Origin of the sequence: Lewinella sp. LCG006 (assembly GCF_040784935.1) — a bacterium.
In the GTDB taxonomy this organism is placed as follows: domain Bacteria; phylum Bacteroidota; class Bacteroidia; order Chitinophagales; family Saprospiraceae; genus Lewinella.
In genome coordinates, this window is the sequence record NZ_CP160680.1 from 5,784,396 (window position 1) to 5,803,494 (window position 19,099).

General features: G+C 45.9%; 19 protein-coding genes. 5 read left to right on the forward strand and 14 right to left on the reverse strand.

Going from position 1 to position 19,099, the window contains the following annotated elements:
• Positions 1-23 precede the first annotated feature (23 nt).
• From AB0L18_RS20840 to AB0L18_RS20865, 6 genes are all read right to left on the reverse strand, one after another.
• Positions 24-863: a hypothetical protein gene (locus AB0L18_RS20840; protein ID WP_367389258.1), complete on the reverse strand. Its 840-nt coding sequence runs from the start codon at positions 861-863 to the stop codon at positions 24-26.
• Between the two features lie 110 nt (positions 864-973).
• Positions 974-1,690: an outer membrane beta-barrel protein gene (locus AB0L18_RS20845; protein WP_367389259.1), complete on the reverse strand. Its 717-nt coding sequence runs from the start codon at positions 1,688-1,690 to the stop codon at positions 974-976.
• Between the two features lie 166 nt (positions 1,691-1,856).
• Positions 1,857-2,453 (reverse strand): DUF5683 domain-containing protein, encoded by a 597-nt coding sequence (locus tag AB0L18_RS20850; protein ID WP_367389260.1) that lies wholly within the window; start codon positions 2,451-2,453, stop codon positions 1,857-1,859.
• A gap of 4 nt (positions 2,454-2,457) precedes the next feature.
• Positions 2,458-3,411: a ParB/RepB/Spo0J family partition protein gene (locus AB0L18_RS20855; protein ID WP_367389261.1), complete on the reverse strand. Its 954-nt coding sequence runs from the start codon at positions 3,409-3,411 to the stop codon at positions 2,458-2,460.
• Between the two features lie 54 nt (positions 3,412-3,465).
• Complete coding sequence (locus AB0L18_RS20860; protein WP_367389262.1) at positions 3,466-4,242, reverse strand: ParA family protein; 777 nt, start codon at positions 4,240-4,242, stop codon at positions 3,466-3,468.
• 80 nt (positions 4,243-4,322) lie between these two features.
• Positions 4,323-5,003: a metal-dependent hydrolase gene (locus AB0L18_RS20865; RefSeq protein ID WP_367389263.1), complete on the reverse strand. Its 681-nt coding sequence runs from the start codon at positions 5,001-5,003 to the stop codon at positions 4,323-4,325.
• A gap of 99 nt (positions 5,004-5,102) precedes the next feature.
• Here AB0L18_RS20865 and AB0L18_RS20870 point away from each other — a divergent pair, with 99 nt between their 5' ends.
• The 3 genes from AB0L18_RS20870 (at position 5,103) to AB0L18_RS20880 (ending at position 7,241) form a co-directional block, all read left to right on the forward strand.
• Positions 5,103-5,660 carry an NADPH-dependent FMN reductase gene (locus tag AB0L18_RS20870; protein ID WP_367389264.1) on the forward strand — a complete coding sequence of 186 codons (558 nt, stop codon included), beginning with the start codon at positions 5,103-5,105 and terminating at the stop codon, positions 5,658-5,660.
• A 175-nt stretch (positions 5,661-5,835) separates the two neighbouring features.
• Positions 5,836-6,243, forward strand: a complete 408-nt coding sequence (locus tag AB0L18_RS20875; RefSeq protein WP_367388045.1) for a transposase — start codon at positions 5,836-5,838, stop codon at positions 6,241-6,243.
• A complete protein-coding gene (locus AB0L18_RS20880) occupies positions 6,240-7,241 on the forward strand; it encodes a transposase (RefSeq protein WP_367388625.1) in 1,002 nt (333 codons plus the stop codon). The genes AB0L18_RS20875 and AB0L18_RS20880 overlap by 4 nt, the downstream gene beginning before the upstream one ends.
• 79 nt (positions 7,242-7,320) lie before the next feature.
• Here AB0L18_RS20880 and AB0L18_RS20885 read toward each other — a convergent pair whose 3' ends face one another.
• Positions 7,321-8,253: a hypothetical protein gene (locus tag AB0L18_RS20885; protein ID WP_367389265.1), complete on the reverse strand. Its 933-nt coding sequence runs from the start codon at positions 8,251-8,253 to the stop codon at positions 7,321-7,323.
• 208 nt (positions 8,254-8,461) lie between these two features.
• On the reverse strand, positions 8,462-9,553 hold the full coding sequence (locus tag AB0L18_RS20890) for a VWA domain-containing protein (RefSeq protein WP_367389266.1): 1,092 nt from the start codon (positions 9,551-9,553) through the stop codon (positions 8,462-8,464).
• Positions 9,554-9,927: 374 nt separating this feature from the next.
• Between AB0L18_RS20890 and AB0L18_RS20895 the strand changes: the two genes are divergently transcribed.
• Positions 9,928-11,025 carry a glycosyltransferase family 4 protein gene (locus tag AB0L18_RS20895; RefSeq protein WP_367389267.1) on the forward strand — a complete coding sequence of 366 codons (1,098 nt, stop codon included), beginning with the start codon at positions 9,928-9,930 and terminating at the stop codon, positions 11,023-11,025.
• 227 nt (positions 11,026-11,252) lie between these two features.
• Here AB0L18_RS20895 and AB0L18_RS20900 read toward each other — a convergent pair whose 3' ends face one another.
• From AB0L18_RS20900 to AB0L18_RS20915, 4 genes are all read right to left on the reverse strand, one after another.
• Entirely contained in the window at positions 11,253-12,671 is a 1,419-nt protein-coding gene (locus tag AB0L18_RS20900) for a sugar transferase (RefSeq protein WP_367389268.1), read from the reverse strand.
• 44 nt (positions 12,672-12,715) lie between these two features.
• Positions 12,716-13,588, reverse strand: coding sequence for a hypothetical protein (locus AB0L18_RS20905; RefSeq protein ID WP_367389269.1), 873 nt, complete (start codon positions 13,586-13,588; stop codon positions 12,716-12,718).
• A 9-nt stretch (positions 13,589-13,597) separates the two neighbouring features.
• Complete coding sequence (locus tag AB0L18_RS20910) at positions 13,598-14,593, reverse strand: Gfo/Idh/MocA family protein (RefSeq protein ID WP_367389270.1); 996 nt, start codon at positions 14,591-14,593, stop codon at positions 13,598-13,600.
• A 176-nt stretch (positions 14,594-14,769) separates the two neighbouring features.
• Positions 14,770-15,075 (reverse strand): hypothetical protein, encoded by a 306-nt coding sequence (locus tag AB0L18_RS20915; RefSeq protein WP_367389271.1) that lies wholly within the window; start codon positions 15,073-15,075, stop codon positions 14,770-14,772.
• 551 nt (positions 15,076-15,626) lie between these two features.
• Between AB0L18_RS20915 and AB0L18_RS20920 the strand changes: the two genes are divergently transcribed.
• Positions 15,627-16,217, forward strand: coding sequence for a hypothetical protein (locus tag AB0L18_RS20920; protein WP_367389272.1), 591 nt, complete (start codon positions 15,627-15,629; stop codon positions 16,215-16,217).
• A gap of 1 nt (position 16,218) precedes the next feature.
• Here AB0L18_RS20920 and AB0L18_RS20925 read toward each other — a convergent pair whose 3' ends face one another.
• Complete coding sequence (locus AB0L18_RS20925; protein ID WP_367389273.1) at positions 16,219-17,364, reverse strand: S1C family serine protease; 1,146 nt, start codon at positions 17,362-17,364, stop codon at positions 16,219-16,221.
• Positions 17,365-17,674: 310 nt separating this feature from the next.
• Positions 17,675-18,955 carry an asparagine synthetase B gene (locus tag AB0L18_RS20930; protein WP_367389274.1) on the reverse strand — a complete coding sequence of 427 codons (1,281 nt, stop codon included), beginning with the start codon at positions 18,953-18,955 and terminating at the stop codon, positions 17,675-17,677.
• Between the last annotated feature and the right edge of the window lie 144 nt (positions 18,956-19,099).

Below are 19,099 nucleotides of genomic sequence, written 5' to 3' on the forward strand. Positions count from 1 at the left end.
AGACCGTGGGAAGTCGGAATTCTTCAGGGTTTACTGAAGTCTCTTACTTCAATTAGATTAATAACAATCCGACTACTGTCGATATTTAGATACTCGAATTGAACAAAACCGTATTCTTCATTAAAATAAGAGGTTAGTCTGGTTTCACCAATACGGCTAACTCCCTTGGCTTCAACAACATAACAAGAAATTTTATCCGCAAAATCGGTAGCGATTTCTTTCTTGCCTACAATCTCATAGTGGTGATTGAATGCTAGATTCCCTTCCCACGTAGCCCATGCTGGATTTCCCCACTGACTTCCAACCTCTAAATTCCAGCCCCAAGAATTACCAATTTCATAGGGCTTTTTTATGAAGGGGTACGGGTTTATCTGTAGATAGTTGAAATACCTGGTTCTTCGCCAAGGGTGCATCCAGACGTTTTTCTCATTTTCGATAAGGCCAGACCATTCCCTTGGCCAGGAAACACTGTCATTGTAAAGATAATAATCATAATGCATTACGGTCTGATCATAATCCGACTCGCCATCTAGTATCGTATTATCTCTAGCTGCCCGAAGGGAGAGTTTCGTAACCGTCGTAGTAGTCAATTTTTCGACAGATAATATGTCGTATCCTTCTCTAGAAAATCTACATTCCTGACCCTCTTTTGTGAAGTACCGATAGTCGAATATATATTCTTTTTCAGGCAAATAGATAGCATTGTCCGCATTGTAAGGATTTGACTTTCCATCACCGACCGAATCGATGATTTCAACAAATACGCCATCCTGATCCTTATATGCTTGCTTTTCAATAGGCTTATCCTGGCAGCCAAATAGTAAGGAAAGGAAACACAAAGAAATAGCAAAGCGATACTTCACGGCCTTATCAATTTAGAGAGCTTACTAATATTATGAACCAGATAGGTTTGAAAATTGATTATTGAAGGTCAACCATCAACCATCAACAACCAACCATCAACAACCAACCATCAAAAACGCTCCACCTCTCGATCAAACCGTACAGTGGCCCTGATGCCAAACTGGTAGAGATTGCGGTTGAGTAATGCGTCGCGGTAGATGCCGGCAAGCCACAGCCGGAAGGTGGGAGCTATGCTAAAAAGCATGTTTTCAGAGAGCTTATGTTCCCAACCCATGGAGGTTTGGAAGCAATAGTTGACTTTGCGGAAATCTTCATTTTCGATATTGTTGACTTCCCGGGCGCTGGTTTCTCCGTTAAAACGGGTGACTATATTTTGGTTACTGAGGTTATAACTCAGACCACTACCCAACGAAAAGTAAAAGTCATCCTTTTCGGAGAGGGTTTGATAAAATAGTACCGAGAAAGGAATCTCAATATTTTGGGCCCGGAAACTGTATTGTTCCTCATCAAAATTAGCTCGATTAGGGTCGTTGAAAGCGATGGGCGTACGCTTGCCGCGGTAACCGGTCTGACTATAATTCAAGCCGACTTGCACGCCTGCTTTTTCTCCTCGGTAGCTCAAGACGAGTCCTGTTGCGTAAGAAGGGCGAGCAAATTCATTGTTTTCCAGAGAATCTGCCTGGTTCAGCATATTGAGATCCAGGTTGACAATCCGGCGATGAGAATACTGTGGAAAAAGATTGATCCCGATGCCCGAATAGCGTTGTGCCATCAGGGTGGTACATCCAAGTATTAGTGTAAACAAGAGTAGGGTTAAGCGCGTCATGTTTTGGGGATGTTTGTGTTAATAATGCACTATCTATATCTTAATAACAGATCCAAACAAAGAAATTGCTGCACCTCAGCATCAAGTTTCTTGTCTTCTATTTGACCGAAAGGGGCGGAGAAAAAGAAAATAGGTTTATTTCCGTCAAACTACTAAGGTGTTAGGTTCAGAAAGAATATTGAAATTGGAGGACGATGTTGGGACTTTGTCCAATACCACCAGGTATTACTTGGGGGCTTATTTGCCATTGACTCAAATCTTCATCCATATCAAAATTTCGCAAGTGGGTATCCACATAAGCTTCAACGCCTTGTAAAAGATAAACGGCAAAAAGCATAAAGTAATTGGTCTGCCGGGATTTGTTAAATTGGTCCCGAAAAACCAATAACCTGCTGGCATCATATCCTCTGCTGCTAAATTCATGTTCCTCACCCGCCAGCTCTGCTTGATAAGCGTTTCGGAAACGGATATAATTGCTCTGATTGAAGTCCAATACGGCAAACACGCCCGAAAAGGCACTAAACACCAGGGGCACTTTCCACCAACGACGGTTATAAATTTGTCCGCCACCGGGTACTATCGACCACATCAGAGCCGTACGTGGTACATAGGTTCGCGGTTCATTGAAAGTCAAGCCCAAATCAACCTCTTCGAGGAGTGCTGGATTTGCCGGAGGAAGACTATCTACTTCTTGGGCAAAACTGAGAAAAGGCTGCGCTAGCAGACACCATAACACCCAACCGTATTTCTTCCAATGTGGCATATTTCTACTGCTCTACACACTTGAACAAATCCGTCAATTGGTCGTGGTCATCAAAAGGAATCACGACTTGCCCTTTACCTGTTGTTTTGTCTTCCACTTGAATTTTGACTTTTCCACTCCCAAAGAAAGCTTTAAAGTCTTGCAAAATTTTGTCGTATTCTGCCTGATGCTTATTGACAACTTTTACTTCTGGTTGTTTAACGACTTTTTTAGGCTTCTGGTACGCCTTAACTTGTGCTTCTGTTTGACGAACCGACCATTTTTTGCTGTTCAGCTCCTTGAGAAAATCAGCTTGTAAAAGGATGTCCAATCCGGCGATGGCTTTGGCGTGTCCCATCGAAATCTGTTCCTTGCGCAGCGCATCCTGGATGCTGATGTGCAAATTGAGCAGTCGCAGGTAATTGGTGATGGTCGTTCTTTTCTTGCCCACCCGCTCGGCGAGCAGCTCGTCGGTCAGTTCACATTCCTGCTTGAGTCGATTATAAGAATTGGCAATTTCCAGTGGGTTGAGGTCTTCGCGCTGGATGTTTTCGATGATGGCCATTTCCAGCAATGTCTGGTCATTGGCTACGCGAATATATGCAGGAACTTCCTCCAGTCCAGCCTGCTTTGATGCTCTCCACCGACGTTCACCAGAGATGATTTGGTAACGCTTGGGTTCCAGATAGCGCACCGTCAACGGCTGGATGATCCCGTGAATTTTAATGCTATCAGCCAATTCGCCCAGCGCTTCTTCGTCGAATTCATAACGAGGTTGATCCGGGTTGCGTTCAATGTGCGCTAGTGGGATCAAAGCAAATTTTTTGGCCAATTCCCGAACGACTTCTGCCGGATTTTCTGCAATGGCTTTATCTACCTCCGCCTTTCTAGCGAGGCTTGTGCCACCGCCTCCGAAAAGGGCATCAATTCCTGATCCTAATTGTTGTTTTGAAGCTTTTGTTCCTAATTTCTTTGCCATACTGTAGGGCTTACCGGTTTATTCAGAATTAATCAAAGGGATTTGGGCCAGGTTTTATACCAACACGTCATTGTTCTTACGTAAAAATTCCTGGGCCAAATTCAAAAAGTTGACCGCGCCACGGCTGCTGGCATTGATCAAAACGATCGGCATGTGCATATTGGGGGCTTCGCCCAAACGCGCATTGCGATGAATGATCGTATCGTACACCTGATCGCCGAAAATTTCTTTCACTTTATCAACGACCAGATTGGCCAATCTCAGTCGACTGTCGTACATGCTCATCAAAATACCTTCCAACTGCAAGTCGGGGTTGAAGTTGGCTTTTACCAGATTTATACTGTTCTGTAGCTTAGATAAACCCTCAAGGGCAAAGAACTCACATTGTACAGGTACCAAAACGGAATCCGCTGCTGTAAGTGCATTGATGGTAACAATCCCCAGGGATGGCAAACAATCAATAAAGACGTAGTCATAATCGTCTTTGACTTTGTCGACCACTCCCTTAAGCACAAAAGAACGATCCTCGTAGCCAGCTAGCTCCAGTTCTGCTGCCACCAAGTTGATATGGGAGGGCATCAGGTGTAAGTTGGGGGTATCCGTTTCGTAGATGGCGTCATGAGGCTCCAGGTTGTTGATGAGACAATCGTAGAGCGAGGTGTCAACATCTTCCTCCAAGGCACCTACCCCAGATGAAGCATTGGCCTGCGGGTCGGCATCAATAAGGAGTACCTTTTTTTCTAATATTGCCAAACTAGCGGCAAGATTGATGGCGGTCGTCGTTTTACCGACTCCTCCCTTCTGATTGGCAATAGCAATTACTTTTCCCATAAAGCGAAATGGAGATTAAAAAGCTGTAAATATTTAAAAAAGGTATCCTGTAAGCTGTTTTGAAACTGGAAAGAGCCAGCTTAGATAGTAATGCTCTCGCCAATCGACAGCAAAATTAACTCTTTTCCGCTATCTGCAAAAGCCTTTTTTGCCGCAGCCGTATCGATTTCGATATATCCGAAGGTATCGTAATGGATTCCGATGACTTTATCGACCTGTGCAAACTCGGCGGCAAGCACTGCGTCTTCGTAGCCCATCGTGAAGTTATCACCAATGGGCAACAAGGCAAAATCCAGCTTTGGACAAGTCATTGGGATCAACTTCATGTCCATGGTCAGAGCCGTGTCACCTGCATTGTAGAAACAGCCTTCTTCGTTCCAAACAACAAAACCGCCGGGTTGTCCACCATAAGAACCATCCTGAAAACTGCTGGTATGTACGGCATTGACGTACTTGGCAGTTCCAAATTCAAAATTGGCCTTGCCTCCGTGATTCATTGGATGATGAGCAATACCCTTTGCGCCATAATGATTGGTAATCTCGTAATTGCTAATCACAGTGCTATTGCAGCGGGCCGCAATGGCACGGGTATCAGCTACGTGATCAATATGTGCGTGGGTGAGCAGAATAAAATCAGCATGAATGTCATCTACCTTAATATTTGCCGCCTTTGGATTGGGGGAAATAAAGGGGTCGAATAATATGGTTTTTCCTTTGGTTTCGACCGCTACACAAGCGTGGCCGTAATACGTTATTTTCATTAGTAGGAGTCGTTTGTTTTTTTGTGCAATGCTGGGATAAAAATGCAACCTTTTTAGCTCACTCATGTTAAGCATCTAACAAATTTAAGCCAAAAGTTAATGATCACGGTTATTTCCGGAACCAATCGCAAAGGTAGTAGGTGTAGAGCCTTTGCCCATAAATATTACGAATTTTTATCTGAATTGTTAGGAAAAGAACAAGTTCGTTTCCTGGCTTTGGAAGATATTCCACAAACATGGCTTTCTTCTGCCATGTACGAAGATGGTGGGCAACACCCTGATCTGGCGAAAATTCAAGACGAATATATTCTGCCTGCCGACGGGTTTGTTTTTATCAGTCCGGAATACAATGGCAGCTTCCCCGGTATCCTAAAGCTATTTATCGACGCCTGCTCTGTTCGAAATTATGCCCGCAATTTTAAAGGCAAAAAAGCGGCTTTGGTCGGGGTCGCCACCGGTCGTGCTGGCAACCTACGTGGTATGAGCCACCTGGCGGGTGTCCTCCATTATTTGGGGGCAACTACTTTGCCCAACCAGCTCCCCATCTCCAGTATCGCACAATTGTTAGATACTAATGGTCAAATCAACCATCCAGAGACCCTGGCCGTAATGAAAATGCACACCCAGGAATTTGCCCAATTTGTTGGAGCGGATTGATTATGTGTAAAAGCTGGATGTTTGTTTGTGTAAAAGTTGGAAAAGTGTAAGGGTGTAAGCGTTTTTTCCACTTCCGACTTCCTATTGTGTAATCGAAAGTAAAAATTCGCCATCATCCGTCACCCAAAACTTTTTGACTATCCCTGAAATACGTTGACAACAAATTTAGTTAAAAATGAAGTCAACGAATAAGGTTAATCGGCCCAAAAGGCGTCGTAATTACAGTGAAACCTTTAAAAAAGCGCGAGTTAAGGACTACGAAGAAGGTACCTTTAGCGTGGCCCAGATGGGTCGTTTATACAGTATCCATGTAAATATTCTGTACCGCTGGATAAGTAAGTACAGCGCGTACGATCAACAAAAAGCGATAATAGTGGAAGTACCAAATTCCCAGACGGAGAAGGTTAAATTGCTGGAAAAGCGGGTGGCTGAACTAGAACGTTCTCTAGGTCAAAAACAAATTAAATTGGACTACTATGAGAGCTTTATAGAGGAGCTTCGTGAAGCAGGAATAGATGTTGAAAAAAAAAGTGGTTTTACGACTCCCTTGTCCGGCTCTTGTCGAAATACAGATCAGAAATGAAGAGTCCAAGTAATGAACAAGTATATGCTGCACTAGGTACTTCGCGTCAATCGCTGTCGCAATATTTACGTCGGCGAGCGGATTATCAGGACGGGGTGTATTCAGCGGAAGCAATGCTGTTGACACACCGTGCAGATCACGGAGGTTTGGGTCTTGAAAAGGCCTACTATATGATCCAGCCAGAAGGACTAGGTCGCGATGCATTTATTCGAGAGATGACTCTATTGGGTCATTCGCTGGAACGAAAAAGGAGCTATGTTAGAACTACGAAGAGTGGTGGTTTACGGTATCCTAATTTAGTTAAGTTGCTTACTATCATAGGTTTAAACCGAGTTTGGCAATCGGATACGACTTACTATCGCCTAGAGGACAAGTATTACTATCTGACGTTTATCATAGATGTGTATTCCCGGCTTATAGTGGGCTATAGCGTAAGTGATAACCTCCGAGCTAGAGCAAACATAGAGGCACTGAAAATGGCCTTGCGGTTGCGTCGTGGTATGGATTTGAGTGAACTGATCTTCCACAGTGACGGGGGCTCCCAGTATCGCAGCAATGACTTTATAGAAGTATTGAGGTCACGAGGAATCAGCTCTAGCATGTGCATTACAGCATTGGACAATGCGTACGCAGAGAAGCTCAATGATGTGATCAAGAATGAATACCTTGAGCACTGGCCAATCAGAGATTATAGAGCACTGAGAAGGTACGTGAAGAGGGCTGTAGAGAACTACAACAAAGTGCGTCACCATAGTCAGTTACCGCTGCGAATTGCACCTTTGGGATTTGAATGTTATCTTGAGGAGAGTAAGGGGCAAAGACCACCATCGTTGTTGATACGAGACGGCGAAGCAAAAGAGTTGGAATACCAGCCAATGGCGGCTCAGAATCTGACTTATCCCAGTAGCGGAGCTTTTGATGGGACAAGTCAGATTCTGCCCGCATTTGTTAAGCTTGGTTTGCCAAAAGAAGATGGACAACTAGCACTTAGCTTTTAAGTAGAATGATTGATAAACCTGTCAACGTTATTTAGGGAAGGTCATTTACACCCTTACACGTTTACACCCTTACACCTTTCTACCCCTTCCCCCCATTCCCAATCAAGTCCTTGCCTTTGCGGCCATTGAGGACAGGGCTAGGACGAGGAGCTTCATCCAGGATCTGATGGAAGACTTTTTCTACGTGTTCCCACTTGCCATTGTTTAGGCGATAAGCCTCGTAGGTGCCATCAGGTATTTGCACCGGTCCTTCTCCGTATTCCCCTCCCACCATGGTCAGGTGATCAAACATCAGCAAATCCAGGGCGGGGTCATAATTGAGGCGCACACTTGCCGCAGCGGAATATTCCAATAGCAGTCGACTCTTTTCTGTAAAGCTGCCATCGTTTTCTTGTTTCACAAATACGGGCGCACCAAACACCGGTTTGCCCTCTACAAATCGTAGGACATCCACTACTTTGCGCTTGCGGAAAAACTCGTAGCCATCAAAGCCAAAAAGCAGATGGTACGTTTGTCCGCTGTAATTTACGGTATGCAGGTTGTAGTAGACCGTCCCATACCAACGATCAGCACTCAAGGCGATATTCTCCAGGTCTGCTTCCAGCTCAAATGAGCGATCTACCAGCGGAAAGAGCTGCAGTTCTTCACTGTTCATCTGAATGGCACCATAATAGCGGTAGTTGTCTTTATCAACATAAAGTTGCCAGGTGAAAATCCGGAAAGTACTGTCGGCAGGATACTGGATTGAAACGCTGTTGAGCTGCTCGAAAGGGTAGGAGAAGCTACCTGGCTTTTTCAAGGCACCTACCAGCTTGGGGATGAAAGCACGCACGGCCAAAAAGCGATTTTCTTCCAGGGAGTCGTTCACAAATGCATAAGAGAGCAGCCCCAGAGTGTCTTCCACGGCTTTTATCTCTTCAAGGTCTGCAGCACTTATTCGGTTCTGGCTATACAGTTGGTTGGTAAGGCTGCCCACGTTGAGCAGTACAAGCGTAAATAGTAGGTATTTCACGGACGTTATATTGCGCAAAAAACAAGTTGAACCTTCTCTAAGGTTTTTCAAATAGTGGGCACGCTTCAAATGAACCACTTAGCCCTCTTTTTGAAAAACGAATGCTCAACTTGTTTTTGTGCTGTTCTTACAGATTTTTCCAGTTGGGTTATTTAGCAACCCTCTCCACTAACGGAAAAACAGGGGGAAGATTGTGTTCAGATTGTTCCTACTTCTTCTTGTTGTTTTTATAATCGCGGAAGATAAATTCTCCCAATCCTTGCAGGCTACTGAAGAAAGCTTTACCGTTGTTGGCTTTCGTAAACTGTTCTACAAACTCCACCAAATAAGGATCACGTGCAATCATAAAGGTCGTCACCGGAACATTCACCTTGCGCAAGCGAGCAGCCAGGTTCAGGGTGCGGTTCACAATCTTGCGATCTAGCCCAAAGCTATTTTGGTAGTACTTCTTTCCGCGTTTCAGACAGGTAGGTTTACCGTCCGTAATCATGAATATCTGCTTGTTGGGGTTGCGTCTGCGGCGTAGTATGTCCATCGCCAGTTCCAGTCCGGCTACCGTATTGGTGTGGTAGGGGCCCACTTGCAGGTAGGGCAGGTCTTTGATCTCTATCGGCCAGGCGTCGTTGCCAAAGACAATGATATCGAGGGTGTCTTTCGGAAAGCGGGTAGTAATGTATTCGCTCAAGGCCATAGCTACCTTCTTGGCTGGGGTGATTCGGTCCTCGCCGTACAAAATCATCGAGTGCGAAATATCAATCATCAGCACCGTACTAGTCTGACTCTGGTAGTAGGTTTCGCGCACCTCCAGGTCATCATTGGTCAGTTTGAAATCATCAATACCGTGGTTGATGTGTGCGTTGCGTAAGCTCTCGCTAATGGCAATATTATCGAGCTGGTCGCCAAACTCGTAGGGCCGCAAGTCCGAGGTAGGTTCGTCGCCGCCACCGCCGTAGCGCGTGTTGTGATTGCCGCGTTTGGTCTTTTTTATATCCCCAAAAATATCGGTCAGTGCCTTTTTGCGCAGCTCCAGTTCCATTTTCGCCGAAGGCACAAAATTCGGATTCTGCCCATCTTGCGGCTGGATGTAGCCCTTGTCAATCAGCTCCTGAATAAAATCGGCCATGCCGTACTCCTCATTGGTGAGCTTGTGCTCCTTGTCCAGTTGGGTCAGCCACGATAATGACTCGGCCACATCGCCCGAGGTGTACATCAATAGCTCCTGAAACAGCTTTAGCAGCTGGTCAAAAAGACTTCCTTCCTCCTCACCGGGCACAAAATGCCTAAATCTCCATCCAATCATCACTACCGTTATTTCGCGGGTTATATTTATTTGGGCGCATCCCGCCAGTGGGCGGGTCGCTCCCTTCCAGGGTCACTATCGTTTCGTACCGCCCTTGTAGGGCGGCACCTCGCCTTCCAGGCAGCTTGCGCGAGCATCACCTTTCATGCATCCGATCATTACAACAAAAGCATCCCCCACTTGGTTGCTCCTCCTGTCACAAAATAAGGTTCTCCTTCCATAATCTCTGTTCGGCGTTGGCTTCGCCTACGTCGTATTGTACCCACGTTCGGCGTTGGCTGTGCCTACGTCGTGGTGCATGCAAAATTCTGTTTTGCGTATTGTGTGTAGCCAAATTGGTGAATTTGCCCTACGGTCGGTGTATCTTCGCCGTTATGACTTCTATTATCTGCACCGTCACCAACGATCTCAGCCAAGATCAGCGTATGATCCGCATCTGTAGTAGCCTACAGGCAGCGGGCTATCAGGTGACGCTGGTGGGGCGGCAGTTGCCGCATTCTTTACCCTTGGTCGATCACGCCTTTCGGCAGCATCGTCTCCGTTGCTGGTTTCATGCGGGTAAGCTGTTCTATTTAGAGTATAACCTGCGACTGTTATACTATCTCTACCGTCATCGGGCACAGATTATCAATGCCGTAGATCTCGACACCTTGTTGCCTGCTTACCTGATCAGCCGTCTGCAGCGGTCGGTTTGTGTCTACGACGCCCACGAGTACTTCACGGAAGTCCCCGAAGTCATCCGTCGTCCCAGGGTACAGCGGCTTTGGTCGGCGCTGGCGGATTGGATCATCCCTTCCCTCCAGCATGCTTATACGGTAGCGCCCGCCCTTGCGGAGCTCCTGACTCAGCGCTACGGAACGCCTTTTTCCGTGGTTCGTAACCTTCCTTTACGCCAAGAAGTGACGGAATCACCGTCGGCGCCTAAAGAAAAAATCATCTTTTATCAGGGTATGCTCAATGAGGGTAGGGGACTCGAAGCGGCCATCCTGGCAATGGTGCAACTTCCGCCAACCATTCTCCTACATATCGCAGGTACGGGCGACTTGGAGGCCGAGCTCCACCAGTTGGTCAACGATCATCAATTACAGGATAGAGTTCGTTTTCTGGGCTTTGTCCCTCCGGCATCGCTGCCAGCACTCACCAAAAAAGCTTGGCTGGGACTGAATCTACTCGAAAACACAGGATTGAGTTACTACTATTCCCTGGCCAACAAAACCTTTGACTATTTACAAGCAGGGGTGCCGGCTTTGCACATGGATTTTCCAGAATATCGTGCCTTGCACGATGCATATGACACCTTTATCTTGTTACCCAATTTGGAGGTAGACGGTCTTGTTTCGGCTATCCTGGCGCTGGTACATCAGCCTGAGCGCTACAAGCAGCTTCAGGAGCATAATTTGCAAGCCTCCAAACACCTGACGTGGGAAGAAGAGGAACAGCAGCTACTGAAAATTTATCGAAAAATTAGCTGATAGCATATTATGCTACCCCTTGCAGTAGACCTCCCCGAAAACATGCACTCCTCCCCCCCGCATGATCTCCTATCCTCCGCTTGGGCGGAGGTGGCCCGAAGGGTCGGAGGTGGGTAACTGTGCTTGGTCGGAGGTGACCCAAGTCTCTGACTTGCTTCTAGTTGCCTCTTTAAATGCAAGTGCCCAAGACCGATATGGATCTTGGCATCAGGCCCCAACTAGCGTTTTTATTTCCCCTTTCCTTGAAGAAGCACAAGCAGCGTGTAGAACATGATCTTAAAATCGAGTGCCAAAGACATGTTCTCGATGTAAAGGATATCAAACTTCAGCCGTTGTACCATCTGGTCGACATTGCTGGCGTAGCCGTATTTCACTTGTCCCCATGAGGTAATGCCTGGCCTTACTTTGAGCAAATGCTTGTAGTGTGGCGCTTTGGCGACGATGAGATCGATATAGTACTGGCGTTCTGGTCGCGGTCCTACCAGGGACATATCTCCTTTGAGAACATTCCAAAATTGCGGCAATTCATCCAGTCGCCATTTACGCATGACGGCTCCCCAGGGGGTGCAGCGGTTGTCTCCATCAAAACTCAACTGCGGCCCTTGGTACTCGGCATCCGTTAGCATGGAGCGGAATTTGTAAATCATAAAGGGCTGCTTGTTTAGACCAATGCGCTCTTGTTGATAGATGATGGGGCCGCTGGAAGACAGCCTGACCCGCAGGGCTACGTAAGCGTAGACAGGTGCCAGGAGCACCAGCATAATGGCGGAGGCACTGATGTCAATGCCGCGCTTGATGAGCCTTTGCCAACGGGGCATCAGCTCGCGGCTGATTTCGATGAGTACGGCGCCGTAGACATGGTTCATTTTGACGGTACCCAACAAAATATCGTACATATCGGGGATGATCTTGACCAGGATGTTGCGATCCAGGTCAAAAAGGATATTCATGATCTCCCGCAGTCGATTGTGCTCCGAGGTTTCAATAGCAATGATAACTTCTTCGATATTGTACTGGGCAATCACATCGGCAAGGTCTTCGATTTTACCCAAGGACTCAAGGTTGTCCGCTAATTCGTTGGTGCTGTTGCCGTTGGCATCGATGAAGCCTACGAAGTGGTAGCCAAGGCTTTTTTCCTGATTGGTGATTTCCTGGTAAAGGTCGACCGCATTCTGATTCCCGCCAATGATGAGAGTGTTGAATTTTACCATCCCACCCTTAAGCCTCCAACTGGCCCGGGTAAGTAAGACCATTCTGATCACCGCAGTAAATGTAAAATGCAGGAAGAACAAAGTGAGGAAAGAGGAATAGTAGGTCTTGTAATTGGTGACAAAATCGTCAAGAATCAAGGTGAAGAAAAGGAAAAGAACACCAAAAAAACTGAGGAAAAGCGTCCGGGCCAAGGTAGCAAGCCGAGAAAGTCGATAGACATCCTGATACTGATCGAAGATGGCATAAAAGGAAATCCAGCCCAGCGGAATGAGCAGGCAGCCCAGGATGAAATTTTGATCATTGAGAATTTCCCAACCCAAATGGACGCCTTCCAGTTGTTTTCGATACAAAAAAAAGCAAGCCCAAGCTAGCAGCGCGGTCAGGTAGTCTGCTATGCGGTAGATAAAAGTGTCTATGGTCCGCTGTCTATTCATATCATGCACGGTGAAGCCGTTTCCATTAGGCTCGCGTTTGAAGGCTAAAAATGCACCAATTTTATATTATCTAATAGAACCGTCGCAGAGTCAGGGCTTTCCTCCGTCAGAAAAGCCTGAAAACCAATTTGGTACTCATCAAGTTGAATATCAAATAAAAGCTGACTGAGATTGAAGTAAATCTTGTTCCACTCGTTTTTTGCAGAAAACCCAGGATCGTAGTAGCCTATCGGACCCGCAACAGGATCGGGCTCACCAACAAAACCCCAGACCACGGGTGCATCAGACTTGTAATTGACTTCCAGGTAGACGAAAACACCACCTTCCTGTAAGCCACTGAACAAGGCCGACGTTGCTATTTCCAAGACGGGTTGGTTTTCTCGTGTCAGGGAAAACCGACCGGAATAGTTGCCCTCAAAGACGTCGTCTTGGGTTCTTTCGATTTGAGTGCTCCCATTAATAATTTGGGTGAAAACCCGAGGGCGTGTGTCTTCAAAATCTTCAATAAAAGCGAATTTAGCTTCGCTGATATAAGTGGTCGTTGGATGGATGACCGCGTTCTCGTTGGGTTTGAGATCCAGGTTGACGGAATAGGGCGAATAGAAGGGATAGATATCAGGGAAAGAAGCGATGCCATTGTCCCTGATGCCTGCTTCTAGGCGAATTTCGGTTGGTCCAGCCTTCAAAACCGGGACGAGGGCTGGAAGATCGTACATGCCCAAGAAGACACCATCTACGAAGACCCAGACCTCCGTAATACGTTCGCTGGCAGAGCCCTGGCTACCTGCTACGCTCGTTAGCGAAAACTCGTTGATCTCAAGATAGGCAGGAATTGCTTCTTCCGGGTTAATCACGTCACAAGTAGACAAGCTAAACAGGATGGAGAGTATTCCAAATAGTTTACTAAAGTTATTCATAAGCATTAATTAGTTGAGCGCACTTTTTTGTAGACTTTCTTCGATGGCTTCCGTAATTTGGTAAGCAAGGGCCAGCGCTCGGTAACCATCTTCGCCGCTGACTTTGGGACGCGTATCATTGACGATACTTTCGGCAAAAGTTTCCAGTTCCAATTTAATAGAATTGACGGGCTCAATATCCGGCATATCCATGTGGATGGTCTTTTGGCCGCTGTTGGTTTGGAGTTCAAATTGTTGCCCGCTTTCAGGTACCTTTTCCTGATTGTCGTAAAGGCGAATCAGTTGGGCTTGTTTGTCAAGTAAGTCCAGACTGATGTAGGCGTCTTTCTGGAAAAATCTCACTTTACGCATCTGTTTGAGTGAGATCCGACTGGCGGTAAGGTTGGCAATGCAACCGTTTTCAAAGGCTATGCGAGCATTGGCGATGTCTACTGTTTCACTCACCACGGCTACGCCACTGGCGTGTACTTCGGCCACTGGGCTGTCTACCAGGCTCAGGATAATGTCCAGATCGTGGATCATCAAGTCCAGAACAACAGAAACATCCGTCCCACGAGGGTTGAAAACAGCCAGGCGGTGGGCTTCAATAAACATGGGTGCTACCGGGGTATCTCCTAAGGCCAACAGTGCTGGATTGAATCGCTCTACGTGACCGACCTGCACTTTTACCTTGTTTTTCTTAGCCAACTCTACCAAAGCTTTGGCCTCATCGAGTTTATGGGTAATGGGCTTTTCAATAAACAGATGTTTACCTGCTTCAATGACCTGCTTGGCCAAAGCGTAGTGGGTGGTAGTAGGAGTGACGATATCAACAACATCAACGGCCGCAATCAAGGAAGCAACATCAGGGAATGCCTTGGTGGCAAAAGTTGCTGCTACTTGTTTTGCTACTTCAGGGTCAGGGTCGTAAAACCCCACAAGCTGGTAGCTCGTTGTAGCTAACCCTATGCACTTTAGATGAATTTTCCCTAAATGACCGGTACCCAAAACACCAATTTTTAACATGAGTTTGACTTGAAGTAATCGAGACGAGCTCGTTCCTTAGTTTAACGTTAATTCTTGCTGACAGCTGCCTGGAGTGTCGACAAATGTAATCAACATGACGATATATACACCGATCAAGCATTCGCACACATTATACTATGCAGACAAGGAGATGCAAAAGTAGGGAAAATTAGTTGCTATCCACGGCCGTAGTACATGAGAATAGCACCAAACATAGTGATCAGTACCAAGAGAACAGTGGCCATTTTGATGGAGTACCTTAAATGATTGGCGAAAGTCTGGATTTCGTCGGTCAGGAGAGGGTATTTTGGAAGGATTTCGTCTTTCATCTTCTGATTGCTGAAAACATGACTGGCCCCAAACTCTACTCGATTTTGTACCAATACTTTATAAGATTTCATCACCTTGACCCTGAAGTAAATGTTGATGAAAAGCATGGCTACAAAAAGTCCGATAACCACGGAGATTAATACAATGTACATTGTTTTTCGACAAAGGTAATTGAATAAAAAAAAAGAGGAGCTGTTGTAGCTCCTCCTAAAAACACCTAAAACCCATATTCATATCATGAAAACCTTCTAGCTCGTGAGATGGGTAAAAGGGAGGAGCAAAAAAATGCTCCTCCTAAAAACACCTAAAACCCATATTCAATTCTTAAATATCTTGGAAGCGTTCATGAGAGGGTGGTGAAAAGGGAGGAGATATACTCCTCCTGAAAACACCTAAAACCCATATTCATATCATGAAAACCTTCTAGTCATTGTGCATAGTGTGCATCCTTTGATGCGCTATTGTGAAACGAAAATGTTTCGCTGTTGTTCGATATGTAGACGCCTTATGTACAAAAGGTCACTACAAAGACTAAAGGTCCGCTAAATTTTAACATTTTTTAACAAAGAGCGGTCAAAAAGCTGTTAATCAGTTTCTTCTGCGGGTGAATTTTTATTTGGTAATCGAAGTTTCACGCCAATTTAAAATACACGTAATACGCTCTTTAAAAATTTTTACTTTTTTCCTAAAAAAATAAAATTTGATGGAAATTTTTGATGACTTACCTGCGATTTGGGATTTTTTCTGGCAGCAATTGCAAAAAGCACCTCACCAAAAAAAGCATCCTTGGCGCACTCCGGTGCTAGCAAGTCTAGACGGAGATCAGGTAAATCAACGCACAGTAGTTTTGCGTAGGGTAGGTCAGAAAGAACGGTACCTACGGTTTTATACAGACTTTCGGTCAGCAAAAATAAGGCAAAAAGGTGAAAAACTACATTTTAGCTGGCTTTTTTACAATTCGTCTAAACAAATCCAATTGCGCATAAAAACAGAGGGAGCAGTAGTCATTACAGAGGAATTAGAAAAAATATGGCAGGGTTTACCGGTTTATGCTCGCTCGACTTATGCGGCTACCTTGCCGCCTGGCACAGCAATAACTTATCCGAGTGATGGTTTACCTGATGGATTTTTCAATCAGTCTACTCCCGAAACAGATATATTTCGCGAGAATTTTGCGGCAGTAGATAACTTTATCACCGAAATCGAATTCCTCCAACTCCATCGAGAGGGGCACCGGCGCGGTCGATGGAGTTGGGAAGAAAACGAATGGAAAGGAACTTGGTTAATTCCTTGATTTACTGTTGAGAAGCCTTTAACTTGATCGGAACCATGACCTCACGATCATCCCTTTTGACGCGAACATTGACTTGATCACCGGCTTTGTATTTTTCCAGTGCCAAGTAAAGATCGCTGTTGGTGGTAATGGGGTCGTCGTTTACGGCAATAATGATATCGCCGAGGATAATGTTACCATTGTTATCTGCCTTGGTACCCAAAAGGCCCGCAGTTTCTGCTGGACTGTCTTTGACTACATTGAGCACTACTGCTCCTGTAATATTGCGTAAGGGGCGGGTCAATTCTACACCAATGAGAGGGCGATTGAGTTCTCCATACTGAATGAGGTCAGGCACTACCCAGTTGACTACATCAACGGGGATAGAAAATCCAATGCCTGCTGAAGCACCCGATGGGCTGTAAATGGCGGTATTGACACCAATCAGTTCTCCTGATGAATTCAGCAGAGGCCCCCCAGAGTTGCCCGGGTTGATGGCCGCATCCGATTGGATAACATCTCTGATGGGAATGCCCGCAACAGATTTAATTTCTCTACCCAAAGCACTGACTACGCCCGTCGTCAGGGTTTGATCCAAACCAAAAGGATTACCAATCGCGTAGACATTTTGCCCTACACGTAAATTGATGGAACTGCCAACGGGAATAGGCGTAAGCTCGTTGGAAGGGATATTTATTTTTAATACCGCCAGGTCTTTTTCGGGTGCTTCCCCAACTTTGCTGGCTTGGTACGTTTTTCCATTACTGAGGGTTACCGTGGCTTTATCCGCATTTTGAATGACGTGGTAATTGGTAACGATATGACCTTCCTTGTCCCAGACAAAACCAGAGCCGGAACCACTAGGGATTTCTTCAACATTACGGCTATAATAGTTGCGTCGTAGCGTAGACGTCGTGATAAAGCAGACAGAGGGTGCTGCTTGTTCAAATAAACGAATGGTGTGCTGCTCCTGGGGAGTCATGCCCAAAGGAACCGATGATGAAGCAGGAGCAAAGGTAGCATCATCGTTGGGAGGCGTATTTTCGTTACGAACCAACAAGGCATTTTTATCTTCTACCGGGCTGGTCTCCGCCATTTGTTGCTTCATCAATAGCATGCCACCAAAAAAGCTTACTACTGCTAATAAAATCCAGAGTAATACACGCATGGTAATATTTGTTTTTGATGATATAATAGTGTTCGTCCCTATGTCTCGGGCCTCACGGGAGTGCTTATCCCGATATTCGGGATTCGCGTTTTGTGCTCGGTTCCCTCGCGAATTTGTTCGTCCCGATGCTCGGGACTCACGTTTTGTGCTCGCTACGCTCACGGTGGTACTTTAACGTTATCCAATTAATTCATTCCTAAAGCACTAACAAAAACCGCGAGCACCTCCGAGAATCCCGAGCATCGGGATGAACATCCCCGCGATTCCAAGCAATCGGAAGCGCACAACCGTGAGTTGTCAGCGAACACCCCTAAGTCTTGCGCTCCTTCTTCTTCGCCGCTGGGAACAGGATATTATTCAAAATCAAACGATAGCCGGGGCTGTTGGGGTGGAGGTTGAGATCTGTTTCTGGATCATTGACGTAGTGCCGATAATCTTCGGGGTCATGTCCTCCGTAAAATGTCCAAAAGCCTTTGCCAAAGTTGTTATGGATATAACGCGTTTCCCCTGAGGCTTTGTTCTCTCCGAGGATAAGGACATCCGATTTTAAATATTGGTTGTAAAACGCCGTGGTCTGTCCCATAAAACCTTTGACCGTGCGCGTGTGATTCTGGGTGAGCATGGTAGGAACGGGGTCCCACTTGGCCGAAAAATCAAAAAGCGTAAAGTAATCCTGCTGAGGATTGACATTGCGCTTGGTACCACTGTCAATGGAAGAGAACTCATATTCGAGTGGGTCGCGGGTCAAGACGAAATTTTCGAAGGCAAAAGTTTGGCTAAAGTCCAGTTTCTGCTGCGCCGTCGGATCGGCAGGGTCGCCATCGTACATAGGAGCGCAAATGTCTAATCCGGCAGCAGCCAAGGCAATATCATAAGAGTCGGTAGCCGAGCACATGGCAAACATGAAGCCACCACCGTAGACATATTCCCTGATTCTACGAATGACGGCTAGTTTCAATTGAGAGACCTTGGCAAAACCATTCTCCGCAGCGAGAGATTCCTGATAGCTTACCATTTCCCGATACCAGGGCTGGTTGTGGTAACCACGGTAGAAACGTCCATATTGACCAGTGAAATCCTCATGGTGCAAATGGAGCCAATCGTATTCTGTTAGTTTGTCATCCAGAACTTGTGTGTCGTAGATGACATCGTAAGGGATTTCAGCGTAAGTGAGCACCATCGTTACCGCATCATCCCAAGGCTGAATTTTTCCTCCGGTTCGGAAGTTGACATCAGGGGTGTAGACGGCTATCTTGGGGGCTTTTTCGAGCTTCATTGCATCCATATTGGCTTCGGGGTCGGCAATTTGGGCGAGGATGCTATTGAATTTACCATCAGGAATGATTTCAAAACTGATGTCTCGGGTTAGGCATTCCCTTTCAAAAACCCGGGTATGGGGAAAAGCAAAAGAACCTCCCCGGTAATTGAGCAGCCACCAAGCCTCAATGTCATTGTTGAGAATGTAATAGGCCATCCCGTAGGCTTTCAGATGATTGCGTTGTTCTTCATCCATCGGGATGAGCATGTAAGCAGCTCTCATCTGGAAGGCCGCTAGAAAGAAAAGAGAAAGAAATAGTATTCTACGCATCATTTGCTGGTTATTTGCTGTTTAATAAACGCACTATATACAAAAATGGATATGATTAGCACAGGTTAAAAGTGAAAAGCTATCGTTAGTTTAACAATCCATTGACAATTGTGGTGCTGATTTTTTGAATCACACGAAACACCAGCC